Below are 15,658 nucleotides of genomic sequence, written 5' to 3'. Positions count from 1 at the left end.
TGGTGTATGTTACCCCTTTCAACCACCAAAGCTCAGGAAATAGTGGAGTAGGGTGCAATTCAATATCCAACATAGAGTATGAAAGAACGACTGCTTACCGCCATACAAAGATTATCGACTTAACCAAAATATAGGCTCTGACATTTCTTGACGGGAAAGAATCAAACCCCGAGCTTTCGTACAACCGTTATGAGCAGTAATCGCATCCAAGGAGACGAATGGGGAATTACCGGAGTGCAGAGAGTACGCGTCGAGTTTGGTGAGGAGTGGGCTGAAGGGTTCACTACTGATGTTGATGATGGCCGTCTCATCAAGATACTCACCGAAGAGAATTCGATCGAACCACCAGACCATGTTGAGGGCTCAGGTAGCGTTAAGGCGAGACGAACACCCACAGGCTGGACAGTTGAGGTGAAATGGTTGTACGATCGTGGAAACAAAGAAGAAACGTTACTATTTGAGGTGGACGACGTTAGTGTACAAGTTCTTGAGTAGGGGTGTCCGAAATATGAGGAAATCTGTGCTCGGTTGAGTTGAAAATTCACTAAGCCCTCCCATCCAAAATACCGGACATTAACACTTCGACACTGCTGACGATACTCATCGAGCAACTTGACTCCACAGTCCCCCACCCCCGGGGGCGTCCGCAATTCACCCACGAAGTGTAGGAGAGGGGATCATCTGTAACTTGAGAGGTCGAGTTCCCCACCCCATCGTGGGCGGCGGTGAAGCCCGACACTCGCTCTAATGTTCAGTCTCCTCGATATACCGTTCAACCACCTCCTTCGACACCGTGCCTGCCGTCCCCACGTAGGTCCGATGGAACACGTTCAGTCCAGCTACGGGAAAAAGAGGAAACGAACCTAACCCCCGCCCCCGGGGTCGTCCGCAATTCCACGGAAGAAGTGTCTCGAAGCTCAGGCAACACAACGGCTGTGACATATAAATAAAAGATAGCGTCGGTCTACACCAGCGAATTGATTCCTCTAACTACTACTTACTACTTCTAATAGAAAAATTTATAATATATGATTAGCAGCATCCCGTATTAACCGCACTAGATTAACAATCCCTCCAAAAATCAGTCGGAATAACCGAACTATCCCCCTCCCTACGGTTCCCTGAATAATTGCGGACGACCCCGGGGGCCCGGGTGGGTTTCTGTCCAACCGTGAAACTGAAGCGATCGACATCCTCTCAAAGCCAAAAGTGTGGGTAGTTCCACTATTCTCAATACCATAGTGCCAGCGAAACGCAGTTGACATCCTCCTCCGGCTGAAGCCGGAGGAATCCCGAGCGTTGGGATATTAGGGTTTGCAGTCTCCCTGTTCTCTCGGTGTGAACCGTCCGCTCTCGCGGTCGAACAGGAAGACTCCGGGCTGTGCCAACCAGCCGTTACTCATATCCCCCGTCGGGGGACTCTGAGTTATCTTTCTCCTGATGTTCACCGCACCATTCACATCTGCATTCATGGTTGTCTCGCACGACGAACAGACGTACAGACCGCGCTCCACGCGGTTTGCCTCTCGAATCTCCCCGCAATACGAACACGTCTTCGAGGTGTTCTTCTCGTCTACACGGTCAACGAGGATGCCGTGTTCCTCGGCCTTGTATTCGAGTAGACGGGCGAATCGGTCGAACTCCCAGCCGTGCAACTTCTTGTTCCCCGACGCACCCCAGTTCCGTGAGTCACCGTTCTCATCCTCGCGGATGTCACTGAGGTCGCCAATCGCTATCTTCTCCACGCTGTCTTCAACACACCGCTCAACGATGTGCTTGCTGAGGGTGTGAAGGAAGTGGTCTTTGCGTCGGGAGAGCTTCTGCCGAGCCTTCCGCGCTCGCTTCGACGGCCCGTTCTCACCTTCGGTCTGGTACTCCTCGCTGGTAAAGTAGTGCTTGTCCTCTTTCAGCACGTTCCCCGGATACAACTCCGAGGGGGCGTCCTCGTAGTCGATCGCGAGGTAGTTGCTGATTCCGAGGTCGATACCCGCCGTCTTGTCACCAGGTGCGTCTTCGACTGGAATCTCTTTCTTACAGACGATGTGTAGTTCCCACTCGTCGCCGTTCCAGACGGCACGCACCTGCTGGATGTTCTCGACTTCTACGTCAGGGCGAGTTTCGTACTCTGCAAGGATGAAGTCTGACCGACTTTCTTTCAGGTTGAAGCCTTTCGAGAGGCGAAGTTGGCCGTGTTTATCGTCGTGCTTGATAGCTCGTTTCTTCCATGTGACGGTGGAGCGAGGGTGTCGGTCGCCACGTTTCCGGTAGCCCGGTGGGTTGTTACCGTCGTCCGACCTGTACCAACCAGTGAACGCCTCAGCAAGCTCTTCGAGAACTCGCTGACTTGACTGAGAATGCAGGTCACTATAGCGTTCATGGTTTTTCAACTCCGATTTCAGTTCGGCTTCGTCAGGTATCTCACCGTCGTCGCCCCACCGCTGTTGGATGTAGTAGCGGCCGACGTTCCACAGTTTCGACGCGGAGAACCCGCACTGGTCGAGATCGTCACGAACCTGTGGGTGGTTCGTGATGCGTGCGATGTAGGTGCGGGTTGTCTCCAGCATCGAACTGGCCTCATAATACATTATGGGAGAGTTCTTATTAAAATAAACGACCGGGCTTGGAATATCCGGCTGGAATGCCGTCGGTGGATTGCCGGTCAGAATAATTCCGGACAAGGTGGGGGGTTATTCGGACAAGGCGGACATTACGGACACGGGGGTTTATGTGGTTAGACCACACGACGTACGCACGATGGACTCGTCCCCGTACTCGACGACCTCGGAAATCTTTGCGGTCGGCGGCGAGGACTACCTGAAAGAGGGTCACACGCCGACGACGCTGCCGGAGCGACAGGACGAAATCTTGAAGCTCCGCCGTTCGTTGAAGCCTGCCGCCCGTGGCGCCGGCGCCGAGAACACGTTCCTCTCGGGAAAGGCTGGTCAGGGGAAGACGGCGGCCGCGAAGGCAGAACTGGCTGAACTGGAAGCGTTTGCTGACGCTCAGAATCTCGACCTGACAACGGTGTTCTTCTCTTGTGAGGGAATCTCTTCGAGTTACACGCTCGCGTGTGGACTCTGCGAGGAACTCGGAGGCGAGAACCCCAATGGACATCCGATGCAGAAGGTACTCGACCATCTCTGGGACGCGATGAACGAGATCGGAGGGACCATAATCATCGTCCTCGACGAAATCGACAATCTCGGAACGGACGACAAAATCCTCTACTCCCTCCCTCGAGCACGCGACAAGGACTACGTCAACGACGACGTCTATCCGTCGATAATCGGCATCAGCAACGACCTCCAGTGGCGTGATAATCTCGACCCTGCAGCGAAGGATAGCCTCTACGACGACTCAATTTTCTTTGCGCCCTACGACGCGAACGAACTCCGCGACATCCTCTCCCGCCGTGCGAGCAAGGCGTTCCGACAAACATCGCTCGTCTATGAGACACCAAAAGGCGAGGAGCTTGAGATCAATATCGATTTAGATGACGACGACGGCTCACTTGCCAAGCCCTTCAACGAAAAGGACGTTGATCGAACCGATTGCACGCTCCTCCGTATCGATTCAGACGTCCTGACCGACGAGGTAATTCCGCTCTGTGCTGCGTACGCTGCACAGGACAAAGGGAGCGCCCGCCAAGCAATCAAGTACCTCCGAAAAGCTGCCGCAATCGCCGAATCCGAGGGCGATGCCCGTGTCAACGAACAACACGTCCGAACGGCCCAGGGCGAAGCTGAGCGAGAACTCATTATCGAGGGGATGGAACAGCTCACGACGCAGGGTCACCTTGCGCTGGCAGCAGTGACGATTCTGGAACTCGCGGGCCATTCCGAGATTCGGACTCGTGATGTCTATGATGTCTATCGGTCCCTTTCAGACCACATTGATGCGGACCGTCTAGCTCAGCGTCGGATGCGTGACCATCTCATCGAACTCGATATGTTGAGTATAATTCGCGCACGGAAATCCGCCTCCGGCTCTGTCGGCGGCGAGGCCTACACGTTCGAACTCCGCGTCGAGCCATCGACGGCTATCGAGGTGCTCGAGGCTGTCTCTCGATTCGACGCGGTTGACTTCAACGAACTTGCAAAGAACTGGCTGAACGAACAGCAGACGCTGGGGTAGCTACGGTCAGATTGTCAGCCGTTCGTTACCCACCCCCGGGCACGTCCGCAATTGATGGAAGAATAGGCACAATCGCATCAGTTATATTAAGGAACGAAATAGTTGAAAAACACAACGAAAACGTAGGATGATGGGTTAGTCGGCTACGACATATCGCTGGTGGGCTCGAATGAACTCAACGTGGCGTTTTCCATCGTGGCGAGTTCCCGCTGAAGTTCAGTCCGATCCCAGCAGAGTGGTGACAGCACGCTCTCGACAGCTCGGACGAGCTGCGTCTCATAGTACGAGGCGTCGTAGGTCTCGATCTCCTCGTGGGCGAGGGCGACCCGTTCTCGAGAGGTCTTCTCGTCGTCGACGACCACGTACTCGATATCCTGTCCGGGATGTACGGCGAGGTCCTGGTCGCGAGCCCGTTTCAGGGCCGCCAAGTTCTGAGTGTTCTGCGTGTACCCCTCCGGCGGCTTGGAGACGCGATTCCGTTCGACGAGGTACTCGACTGGGACCGGTCCAGCATGGAGACGTGTGACGGCGTCCTGAAGACGATCTCGTACCGCGTCAGGCGACCGAGTCGCGCCGAACTGTTCGAGACAGTCCCGCTGGACCTTATCGATGAACGGCGGGGTCGAACGCTGTCGGGCTTCGATACCTCTGATTTTGAAGTCGCCGGCGCCGGCGACTTTCCCGAAGTACTTCGTCAACGCGCCGGCGTCGCTCTCGCGCTGCGGCACGAACGCCACCCAGTCGTAGTGGGCTTCGTGTTCGAGCCGAATCTCGACGCGTTCCGTGATCTCCGTCGCGAGCAACGTAAGCTGTCTCGTAAGCAGAAGGAGTCGTCAAACTACGAGAAGCAACGTCGTGAGGTAGCGAAAATCAAGCGCAGTATGGCGATTCACCAGAGCCAACTGGAGTCATCGGGAAAACACTTGCACGGTGGTGTAGGGTCGGACGTCCACTAAGAACACTTGCACGGTGGTGTGTGAGGTGGCGGTCCTGGATCGATGACCGCTTCAAAACACTTGCACGGTGGTGTATCCTGGGACAGCTACCGAAGCAGCGACCAAAATAAAACACTTGCAAGGTGGTGTGAGAGGTTACGTAGCTCTGGCCTTTGCCTGGTTCAGAACACTTGCAGACCGGTGTACCTGATCAAGAAGGTTAGTTGTGGCAAGGACAACTGAAGTGCCAGTCCGGCGAACTGCATGGCCCCTACAAGTACATCGTCCGTCGACAGGGAGACAGTCTCAACTGGGACTACAAGGATCCAGTATCCGAATAATATTCTAGATCAGAATTTCTATACTCTTCCTACAGGGGAATCTATTGCTTCGAGTTGGTGTCGCCGGCGTCGAGGTCGGGTTCGTCAAACTCGAGTGCCTCCGCAACAGCTTCTGGAAGTTCCGGTCGCGGTGCCGATTCGTGCCGTTCAATTTTCTCAGTCTTTCGCGTGTTCTCGTAGAGGGCGCGAGCGACCGGGAGGCCACGGAGATACTTGTAGTCGTGGAGGACCTCGACGCCTCGCTCGGTGAACCCGTAGAACTGCGAGGGGAGATTGCGTTTTCCCTCACTTGGTTCGTGCGTGTAGCGTGCGAGGAGCCCGGCGTCGGTCAGCGTCTCAAGCTGGTCTTTGATGGCTGCCTGGCTCTTCCCAGTCATGTACTCGAGTTCGGCGAGCGACATGAGATGGGCGGGATGGCCGAGAAGCTCTTGGATGATGAGGTGGCGCGTATCCTGGGACAGCAGCTTGAAAAGCCGCTGCTGTTCCGCGAACGGTCCCGCATCAGCGGTTCCGCTGTGACTCTCGCTCATACGTGTCTCTACAAGAAGCGTCGCCATAACAGTTAGGGTCAACCAAGTTGGTAATTTACGGATTAACCAAAGTAGTTCAGAAGAGGTAATGTGTTGTGGTTCGAATCAGCAGTCAATGACCGACCCAAGCCCTCCGCCAGACGCTGCGGACATTATGACAGTTGTTCACGAGGCTGTCGGGGGGATCGAGCTTGAACCAGCGGAGAAACGGGAGATCTGGCGGTTCACGCAGCGCGAACTGCCGTATCTCTGGAGTCAGCGGACGTCGTATTTCATCCTCGGGAGCTACCGCGATCCCTACATTCGCCGTCTCCGGGCCGTCCAGAACGAACTCGCAAAGCAGCTCGGTGCCTATCCATTCATCATGGGTGATCTCCTTGAGCTCCCCACTGACCGGCTCAATACGTTCGATATCATGTTTTCGTTGCTGGCGACATACAGCGACTACATCGTCGGTGTCTTCGAGAAGGAGAGTGGTGGTGAGGCTCCTGAACTGGGCGAGATCGATGACCAACCGTATTTCGACAAGTCGTACGTGTTCCCGCGTGATTACGCGTGGGCGACTGACGAGAACCTTGACTCGACACGGCACGTCATTCAGGCCGCCCTCGAAGTCGCGTTCGCAGACGATTTGTCGGTGAATGAGGTCCAATCAAAGGTTGGTGCCCTCGTTGATCGCGCCCAAGATAGCGGTCTTGGCATCAACGAGCAGGAGGTTTGGGACGTGATCGACGACCGGACAGATGAGGGAGCAGAGCCAACAACGTACCGTTGGGTCCATCTCAACAAGTTCCGCAAATTCGAACCCCACGATCGATGCTTCCCGTGGACGACAGAGGACGAACTTCGAACTGTGGTTGACAAACTCCCGTCCCCTACACCACGTCCGGAGTGGGAAGCGAGTGGGGCACGGTGAACTATCCAGCCCTACTCGCTCGATTACACACTCATCAGGGTGGGTCGTCTCGGTAGTTTACTACTCTCTCCGCCACTCACCATCCCTTCGTGTCCTCACTAACTTTTCGTGAACACATCGATAGAGGGGTGTCTGCATAGAGAGTTTGGAAGTAGATTAACTGCAGCCGCTCAGTTTCACCCTCTAAGACGAACCAATTTCGACCGTCCCCCTCCACCATTTCCTAAGCTAACTGAGCCTAACCCTCCACCGTTTCCTAAGCTTTTCAGCTGGTTTCTTGGGGTAGGTATTGGTTGGGGTCAGGGAGCGAGTTAGGAAGGAGATCAATGGAGAGCATTAGGATATCCCTCCACCATTTCCGGAGCTTCACCTGATGATTTTGACGAACTGGTCTTCCAACACTGTACGCGTTAGGTTTTGACATCCTCCACGCGCCTGAAGACGGGGGCATGCGCTTGATTATATGTCACTCCAGCTGCGAGCGCAGAGATAATCGAGACGAAAGCCGATGACTTCAGCGGTGGTCCGATGACGGAACACCCCCTCCACAATTTCCTAAGCTATCCCGCACCCCCTCCATCGCTTCCTAAGCTTTTCTGGCCTTCAATACTATATTTTGTTTCAGACCAGTATTTCTCTCTAATAATCAGAGAGCCCGGACTGAAGACGGTTATTGTCGGTCGCTGTCGACTGGATAATGTTCGCGACGTCTTCGAACCGATTAGTCGAAAGTAGAACCTCAAGAACCGCATCTAGCGGGACATCAAGTTCGTATTCATGGTACCGGCCAGCCGACAGTCCCTCGTTTCGTTCGTAGACGCTGATGAGCCCGAGCATATTCATATCGGACAGGTGGTCTCGAACCCGACGTTCGCTCACACTATCAGCGTCAAGCCGGTCGCAGATTTTCACGTACCGCTCGTACAGACTTCGAGAACGGATGGGGACTTCACCACCAGCCTGATAGTATGCTAGTGCACAGAGGACGGCGTGGCCCTGTGTCGTGAGTTCCTGCATGCCCTCATACAGCTGGTTCTTCTCGAGCTCGTCCTGAGCAGCCCGGACATGATTCTCCGTCACAGACTCAGCTTCATCTGCCTGGGCAAGTTCTCCAGCCTCCCGAAGGAGACGAATCGCCTGGCGTGCAGATCCCGTGTCCTGAGCAGCAAACGCGGCGCAAAGTGGAACGACCTCCTCCTCGAGGATGCCATCGTGGAATGCTTTCTCCGCACGGGGATTCAAAATTGATCGAAGCTGATTCGCATCGTACGGCGGGAAGAGAATCTCTTTCTCGGCGAGTGTGTCCTTGACTTTGGGCGAGAGGTTATCTCGGAACTGGAAGTCGTTGCTGATACCAACAATCACGGGACGAACCTCTTCGACATATCCGTTCGAGCGAGCCCGCGGCAGTCCATACAAGATGTCGTCCGAGTCACCGATATTGTCGATCTCGTCGAGTACAATCACGACGGTTCCGCCGAGAGCGTCAAGTTCCTCGTAGAGAATGTCGAAGACTCGCTGTTGAGAGTAGCCCGTGGTACTGATCCGATCCTTGCTCTGGTTCTGTCGAAGTTCGTTGGCCAGTGCGACGGCGACCTGGTACGAGGAGGAGAGATTCTCACAGCTGACCCAGACGGTGGAGAGATCGACGTCGTCGTACTCCTCCGCATCTGATTCCAGGTGTGATAACATAAACTTCGTCGCAACCGTTTTTCCGGTCCCCGTCTTCCCATACAGGAAGGTGTTCGAGGTCGGCCGGTTGTCGATTATCGGTTGGAGTGCTCGCTGGTATTTTTCGAGCTCCTCATCCCGCTCGCGAATATCCTCGGGTTCATATGAGTCGTCGAGGGGTTCAGCATCCGCGAATACCTGATCGTCCCGCTGAAACATCCCCATGGCGAAGACCCACACAGTCACTCATTATAAAACCACCCCTTCCTTAGCTTCCGAAGCGTCCGAAGCTCGTTGATTTATAAGGAGACGCTAACCGATGGTTCCCAAGCTCAGGTAACTTATAAAACACCCTCACTCCACCGTTTCCTAAGCTATAGTATGTATGTACGGGGCCCCCTCACTAGTCCCCTATTTATGGAGAAAGAATTAATATAGAGGCCACAAAACAATAACCGCAATAGACTAGGATAGAAATTATCATAATTTTATATATCATTCTAACTAGAGTGAACCCGGCAAACCGTTCCGGGTTCTTTCCTAGCACCTTCTCTTTCATACGGATAGCTTAGGAAACGGTGGAGTGAGGGTGTGGTCTTTCGTCCTTCGTTCATAGCTTAGGAAACGGTGGAGGGTTCCCGCCTGGTATAGCCCATTCAGTTCCTCCACGAGAAGACCGAATCAGAACCTCGTGTACGACTTTCCTCGATAACGGGCTATAACACTTAGAAGACAGTACCTCGATCAGTGGCGGGATCGAGCGCTGCCGAGCTTCGATCCCCCTGACCTTGGACTCGTCGTCGCCAGCTACTTTTCCGAAATACTTCGTCAGTACGCCAGCGTCGCTTTCGCGTTGCGGCACGAACGCCACAAAGTCGTACCGGGCTCCATGTTCGAGCGGAATCTCGACACACGCCGAGATCGCCACCATCATGAGCGCCGATGTATTCGCAGCGGGACGTCTCTCTGGACTGTACCTTGAGAACGGGTGCGAGCGGAGTCGTTTCCACCAGCCTACTGGCGGAGATGTTTCACTGATCTACACTCATATTCATGTAGCCGCCTTTAACGACTTCCTCGAAGGGGTTCCCACGAACCAGGGATTCAGCGTCCGACACATCTTCGAGTACTATCTCAGAGACGAACCGCGTCTCTGACGCCCAGTTGGGTGTCCCTGGCTCAGGAACGTGGACGAGCCGAATCACGTACGAGCGATCTTCTCGGAGAAATGCCTTGCAGCGACGGTACTCGTTGGTCGTTAGTCGGAAGTGGAACGGTGGGGTGCGGCCGCCGACCGCCTTCACCTCGACGGGAACGAACTGGCCGATATCGAATTCTCGTCGTGGACCTGACACTGGACCGAACGGGTCGATCACGTCGAACCCGGGCCCCTGTTCAAGCGTGACGTTACAGAGCCTGACCAATGGGTGATCCCGAAGCCGTCCATCTTCAAGGTGATCACGCCAGTCGACGATAGATTCCCGCGTTAACCCACCGCCCGACAAGAGCGGCAGTAGTTCCTGCTCCCAGACTCGGTCGAGGTGCCAGCTGTGATTCCCGTTCTGCTGATCGTCGTGCAGCGTCCGGAACGTCGAGCGGACCGTTCGAATCATTCCGATGGGTTGGTCGTCAAGCCAGGTTGCAGCATCATCCAGCATCGCTACGAGCGTCGCGGCCTCGCCTTGCTGACCGCGACCACGATACTGCGTGCTACCACCACCGCCGTTACTGCCAGTCGTCCGCGTCGAGGCGCTTTGTACCTCGAACCCTGCGTCGAGAAGGCTCTCGGTTGAGAATTGCTGTCCACTCATGGCCGCAGACTGGAGGTCAGCAAGTGCGCCGTCCTGGTGGTCGGCAGCGGAGACAGTCGCTTCATCTTCCGGTAACTCTCCCTCAAGGATATACTGCCGGAGCATTGTCTCCAGATTTGTGGTTTCGCTTGCGATAGCCCCGGAGAGTCCCTCAAGGAAGGGAGTGACGACCTGCGACTGGAGCCGATCTTCGGGGGAATAGTAGAATAACAGCTCCCCGTCTGCATCCTCATTCTGTAATCGGTCGGGGAGTCGGTCCACCCACTCAACGTTTGACTCCGTCGATAAGGCGCGAAGCCGCGAGCGCCACACATCGACGTCGTTGAGATCCGTCGCCTCCGTCCGATCCCAGACGTTCATTACAGCGAGCACACGGACGTAGGCGGACGGAACTGACTGTGGGAAACACGCTGTCGCGTCGAGCGCTCTCGCGTTCTTCGCCAACCAGTCAATCACCTCCGATTCGTGCCCGCTTTCGGACTCCAAGATCACTTCTCGCCATGGCTGTCGATCCTCGCCAAAGAGCCGATTGAGAACGAATGAAAGCTCGTGAGGAAGACTCTCGCGAACGTCGCGAACAAACGTTCCCTGGGGCGACATCCCATCTAGAGTAGTGGCGTCATCACCGCACAAAGCCCGCTTGAATTCTTGAACAGCAGTGTCGTCCTCGCGCTCGATCGATTCAACGACTTCGTCGACTGTCGGAGCGACCACACCGTCGAAGCGCTCAACCAATGCGACAATGGCGTCAAGCCGTTGCCGGAGGTCTCTACGCCGTCTCGTACCTAGAATGCGTGCGACGTCATCGACGGGGAAGGTTCGCCGCTGCCAACGCTTCGTGAGTTCTGCCGGAGAGAGATCCTCGTCAAGTGCCTCTCGGAACGTCGCGATGGTCGTCGGTTGTTCGGCAAGGAGCGAGACAGCGTTCGCGAGCCCGTCGAGGGTGAGCCCGTCGTCGAAGGCTGCTGAATTGAACACGAAGGCTTCTTCACCGTCTCGAGGCGCGTAGAGGCCCGACTTCGGGGCGTCAAGATCGTCCTCGATAACCTCGGGGAACTGTTCAGCCACTCGAAGATCTGCGATTGCGGCGTCTAAATCATCTGCAAATTCGCGGATACGGTCCTCACTCCGCTGTTCGAGTGATGCAACGAGGAGCATCATCCGATCACGGAGCGCCGAACGGAATTCGGCGACTGACTCGTCCGTGAATGTCAACTCGTCCGCTTCGAAGATTGGCTTCGACGCGTCGACCCGCGCAATCTCGAGAGCGTTGGTGAGCCGAGTAAACGGCCCTGACGCAGTTCGGGGAAGGAGCCAATGACCTCCCTGCTCGACGGCACGGCGCTCCCACGGCTTCGGTGACTGATCCTCGTAGTAGCGACCCTTGTCGGCATTCTCTGCCAGCCACTCTAGTGACGCCACTTGCCACTCACCGCTACGCATAATTGGGAGGTGAGACAGGAACGGCAAGTCGACGTCTTCCGCTGCTGGGTCCTCTGCAGGCAGCTGGCGTAGAATCGGTTCCAGGAGCGCCGTATAGGCCGCGTTCCAATCATTATCCCGGTCGTCAGGGATATCGAGAGCGACTGGCTCCTCGTGTGGGCCGTCGACGGCGAGGACTTCGAGGAGTCGGTGCAGGTGCCACGCAGCTTCAGTAGCATCGAACGAATTGACTGGTTTCACTCCCAGCTTTCGGAGCAGCTCTTCAGAGAGATCGAGGTCGTCAGGATCGATGTGCGGGAAGAGTCGCGAGGCCCGGGCTCCACGTGACCCTGTCTTTACGACTGTGTAGGCAAATCGGGAAGCGTCATCTCCCCAGCGGTCTTGGAGTTCTGGATTCGCTGTTACGGTCGAGTCCCAGACTGCCAGCTGGCGAAGCTGCCAGTTCAGGAGCGTCGGGACCGACTTCGACCATCCGTAGCCGTCACGTTGGTGACCATGCGAGCAGGTCCATCCCGTCTCAAGTATGGACTTGGTGAACTGGCCTTCGTATCGGTGAAGAAGTTCGAGGAGATTCTCTTCGCCGAGCTGCTGAACTGCGTCTAGGTCGTCAAACCAGATCCACGTTGCGAGGAAGACGTCTCTGAGGACGCCATCCGTCTTGACGTTACATTTGCTCGAGTGCTCGGCAGTCGCCTGTGGATGTCTTCCCGGCGCCGTGATCCACTGTTGATAGACGTTTTCTGCGTCTGCTAGAGAACGCTGGAGTGCACCAGCACTCTCCGGAACGCCGTCACCTGCCAAAAAGTCGTCTGCAGACCACTCGACGGGATCCCAGGATGCGTCGCCTCGGGTTCGTGGATGCCCGGACCCATACATCCACACCGTCCGGATATTGGGAAGCACTGAGACACCGAACAACGAGAGTGTTTTCGCGATTCGTTCGTGAGCGTCGTCTGTCTCAAGTGCATCGGCAATAGGAACCCACGCCTCTTCAGTCGGCGCTGGCCATGTCGTACTTGCATCCCCATCGAACGTGTCCCAGTCTTCAGTTGCATCCTCTCTGTGGGCTAGCGCCCGGATACGCTGCCAATCGTCGTCGAGTATCGTTTCCCGTATAGTATGAGTGCCTCCCTCTCGCGGGAGGGTGAGACGATTATTTCGGAGGTTCAGGCGTCGACGGAGGTTTTGCCGCTGGTCGCCATCTGACCGTGCAACCGCTGATTTCACGTATTCAGTCGGAACAAACGACCCCTCGTCTGTCTGAAGATCCGTCGACTCGCTCCCGAGTTTGTTGATCTGCTTTGCGAGGAAGTAGAAGTCTAGTGGCTTCACACGCGCCGAGTCATCCATCGCGAATGTGTCCAGGAGTTCGCGGAAGTAGCTCGGCGTGCCATCGTAGACACGGACTCCCCACGGTCGACCAGCGAGGTCAAGAACGCGACGGGCCCGTTCGTTCTGTTCGACCGCCCGATCCAAGAAGTAGACTCGGAAACTCGACTTCTCACGCGGTACTTCAGGCGGTTGGGTGTCTCGTTCCGGAGAGTTGACGTCCCAGATGACTGACCGTGTGCGGCTCGTCCCACGCTCGTTCGGATTTGGTCCCGACCGTGCCTCGATGGGAACAAGCAGGGTACTATCCGCCGGATCACTCTCAGAGCGTGGTTCTTCGGCGTCGTCACCGACTACCCCGCTTTTGCTCGTGCGACGGCAGGGCAGGAGATATACGCCCTCCAGGTGCGAGGAGAGCATGTCGAGAGTTGCTGACAGCTCATCGTCGTTCGAGCCAGAGCGGAGTATCGTCTCGATAGTACCGACAAACAGTGCCCGAGCAGTACTGGAGTCACAGACGAGATGTGACGTATCTTGACCGATCGTTCGTCGGTCGAGGTGGCTGCCAAGGATAGCGCCCCATGAGCGGGCAATCTCGGTTGAGAACTGTTCTACATCGTCAACCCAGAGGAGCGCCTCGATTCTCTCATCCCATGTGGCTGGGACGGAACGACAACCTTCGAGTGTATCCCTCGTCGGGAAGTAACGGTCGACGACAGCGTCAGAAACTGATTCACCAAGCGAGTCCATCACCTCGAACAGTGCGAGGAAGCCACCACGCACTGTGCCGTCCCAGTGAAGAAGCGACTCGCTGGGTACAACGGGTGTCGATAACCCGTCTACGTCGCTAACTGTGGGAACACACGGCCGCTCACGGAGTTCCTCATAGACTGCGGCACGGAACCATGTGAGCAAGCTCGCCTGTGAACTCGGGTTGTCCGGGTAACTCTTCGGTGGGGGCGGGAGGAGGATCCACGGATAGCGGCCGCCAAAGTTGCTCCCTCCTGCTGCCTCGGCAACTCGAGCAACGAGCTCCACTCCTCGTTCGAGGACTGCCTGATTATCATCGAGGCTGTTGAGACTGAGATCCTTCCGATTCGTCTCAACCGTGAAGTGCCCATGGAGACAGAACGGAAGGGAAACGTCCCGTGTATTCTCGATCGGATAGTAGAGATACAGCGGATACTCCTGTGGCCGCTCTCGTTCGGTCCTCGTCTGCGGAACGAGCAACTGCGTGGGTGCGTCGGCATCAGCAAACCCGAATTGGTCAAACTGCTCGTCCGCAAATGATGCGTCCGTTCCCTCGACAGCCACCGTAACTGTCTCATGACGCACTGTCTCGCTATCGAGTGGCCCAGGGGTACGGTCGACGTCCCACCGCTCCCGGCTTGGTTGATCCGTGCCACCCACGCGTTCGAGCAGCAATGTCTCTATTCCACCAAACTGAATGAGTGTCTCGGGTGTCAGCGTTTCACTCGTCGCGTCTTCGCCGTCAGCCTCCTTCGAGAGATACGACCAGAGCCGCTCGGCCCGACCAGCACTGTCTCCGTCGGACGATTCAGGTTGTGGAATGTTGAACTCCTTGAGGATGTCCCGCCACTCCGTATCCTCGTACTCAACGAAGACAGCCGTTCGGAAGGGATCACCGTACCATTCGTCGACATCGCCGGTGATGAGCGCCGATGCCCGGTCTGCAACAGGATCGTCTGCTCCAGAAGCTGTCGTCAGGGGGACCGGAAAATCGAAGAGCGGGAGCTTGCCGATGTCCTCTCGAGCGTCTTGGGTCAGATCCTCGGTTCGCTGATCGGCATTCGAAGTCGTGGTGAGCGATTGAATCGCCTCGTTCGATACAGCACCACGAAGATCGAACGCAGACGTATCGTACCCTAACGATGAGAGCAACGCTGCAGTGACATACGACCGACTAAGTCTGACGCGAAGCGTTTCATTTGTAGCACTCTCGTGGCGCGTCCAGATTTCGAATGCATCCCCAGTAGCGAGAATTGACTTCAGGCCAACACCCTTGTGTCCGATTTCTTGGTCGCTGTTCCCCTTCGAGGATTCGCCGATCATCGTGACGGCGTCCTCGACATCCGGGTCAAACATATCGAAGGGGTGGCCAGTGTTCGCCACGAGAACGCCTTCGTCGTACACTCCAACGTAGACACGCCCACCATCGGTTTCCCCAGGAATTGCGTCACGGGCGTTCTGGAGGAGTTCAAGGATTTCTCGCCCTTCGTGACCACCAGCGATCGCTCGCTCTGCGTTACCACTTTTCACTTTATCTCGGAGGCGTTCAGAAACTGTGGCTGAGGACGACGCCGCAGAAAAGTCATCGAGGAAATGGTCCCAACGATCGCTCCACCGTTCGAAGAGTTCCGCTTCCGTTAGGTGGTCTACGACCGTCGATTGACTTGCCATGCTATCGACAGATGCGGAACTCGTAGATAAGTGCCATGGCAGCGCTGTCGATAACCGTGAAGTCATGGGTTGATCCCCCTCCGATGTCTCATACGGAGTTTTCCGGCGAGTGGAAGCTATATCCAGT

Annotated in this window: 7 protein-coding genes and 2 pseudogenes; 3 read left to right on the top strand and 6 right to left on the bottom strand. The window is 56.0% G+C overall.

The window, feature by feature from the left end; translation table 11 throughout:
* The first annotated feature begins 189 nt into the window (after positions 1-189).
* A complete protein-coding gene (locus NO345_RS18425) occupies positions 190-495 on the top strand; it encodes a hypothetical protein (RefSeq protein WP_256301715.1) in 306 nt (101 codons plus the stop codon).
* An 812-nt stretch (positions 496-1,307) separates the two neighbouring features.
* Here NO345_RS18425 and NO345_RS18420 read toward each other — a convergent pair.
* A complete protein-coding gene (locus tag NO345_RS18420; protein WP_256301714.1) occupies positions 1,308-2,564 on the bottom strand; it encodes an RNA-guided endonuclease InsQ/TnpB family protein in 1,257 nt (418 codons plus the stop codon).
* 190 nt (positions 2,565-2,754) lie between these two features.
* Between NO345_RS18420 and NO345_RS18415 the strand changes: the two genes are divergently transcribed.
* The gene (locus NO345_RS18415; RefSeq protein ID WP_256301713.1) at positions 2,755-4,134 is read left to right on the top strand and encodes a Cdc6/Cdc18 family protein; all 1,380 of its coding nucleotides are present in this window, start codon (positions 2,755-2,757) and stop codon (positions 4,132-4,134) included.
* Positions 4,135-4,277: 143 nt separating this feature from the next.
* On the opposite strand, the pseudogene NO345_RS18410 reads toward NO345_RS18415, so the two are convergent.
* Together NO345_RS18410 and NO345_RS18400 are read right to left on the bottom strand one after the other, a co-directional pair.
* Positions 4,278-4,943 (bottom strand): annotated as a pseudogene (locus tag NO345_RS18410) (DNA polymerase domain-containing protein); the annotation flags it as partial.
* A gap of 508 nt (positions 4,944-5,451) precedes the next feature.
* Positions 5,452-5,940: a helix-turn-helix domain-containing protein gene (locus NO345_RS18400; RefSeq protein ID WP_256301712.1), complete on the bottom strand. Its 489-nt coding sequence runs from the start codon at positions 5,938-5,940 to the stop codon at positions 5,452-5,454.
* Positions 5,941-6,055: 115 nt separating this feature from the next.
* Between NO345_RS18400 and NO345_RS18395 the strand changes: the two genes are divergently transcribed.
* Positions 6,056-6,856, top strand: a complete 801-nt coding sequence (locus NO345_RS18395; protein ID WP_256301711.1) for a DUF8170 family protein — start codon at positions 6,056-6,058, stop codon at positions 6,854-6,856.
* 639 nt (positions 6,857-7,495) lie between these two features.
* On the opposite strand, the gene NO345_RS18390 is transcribed toward NO345_RS18395, so the two are convergent.
* The 3 genes and pseudogenes from NO345_RS18390 to NO345_RS18380 form a co-directional block, all read right to left on the bottom strand.
* Complete coding sequence (locus NO345_RS18390) at positions 7,496-8,752, bottom strand: Cdc6/Cdc18 family protein (protein ID WP_256301710.1); 1,257 nt, start codon at positions 8,750-8,752, stop codon at positions 7,496-7,498.
* 484 nt (positions 8,753-9,236) lie between these two features.
* Positions 9,237-9,449, bottom strand: a pseudogene (locus tag NO345_RS20000) (hypothetical protein); the annotation flags it as partial.
* A 109-nt stretch (positions 9,450-9,558) separates the two neighbouring features.
* Positions 9,559-15,531 carry a sacsin N-terminal ATP-binding-like domain-containing protein gene (locus NO345_RS18380; protein WP_256301709.1) on the bottom strand — a complete coding sequence of 1,991 codons (5,973 nt, stop codon included), beginning with the start codon at positions 15,529-15,531 and terminating at the stop codon, positions 9,559-9,561.
* Positions 15,532-15,658 lie beyond the last annotated feature (127 nt).

Source organism: Haloarchaeobius salinus (assembly GCF_024464185.1).
GTDB classification, from domain to species: Archaea; Halobacteriota; Halobacteria; order Halobacteriales; family Natrialbaceae; genus Haloarchaeobius; species Haloarchaeobius salinus.
This window is presented reverse-complemented; position numbering and strand designations above follow the sequence as displayed.

Bases quoted from the DNA above. Each gene is read 5' to 3' on its own strand.
- NO345_RS18390 (WP_256301710.1), bottom strand. From the start codon at position 8,752: ATGGGGATGTTTCAGCGGGACGATCAGGTATTCGCGGATGCTGAACCC.
- NO345_RS18415 (WP_256301713.1), top strand. From the start codon at position 2,755: ATGGACTCGTCCCCGTACTCGACGACCTCGGAAATCTTTGCGGTCGGC.
- NO345_RS18380 (WP_256301709.1), bottom strand. From the start codon at position 15,531: ATGGCAAGTCAATCGACGGTCGTAGACCACCTAACGGAAGCGGAACTC.
- NO345_RS18420 (WP_256301714.1), bottom strand. From the start codon at position 2,564: ATGCTGGAGACAACCCGCACCTACATCGCACGCATCACGAACCACCCA.
- NO345_RS18400 (WP_256301712.1), bottom strand. From the start codon at position 5,940: ATGAGCGAGAGTCACAGCGGAACCGCTGATGCGGGACCGTTCGCGGAA.
- NO345_RS18425 (WP_256301715.1), top strand. From the start codon at position 190: ATGAGCAGTAATCGCATCCAAGGAGACGAATGGGGAATTACCGGAGTG.
- NO345_RS18395 (WP_256301711.1), top strand. From the start codon at position 6,056: ATGACCGACCCAAGCCCTCCGCCAGACGCTGCGGACATTATGACAGTT.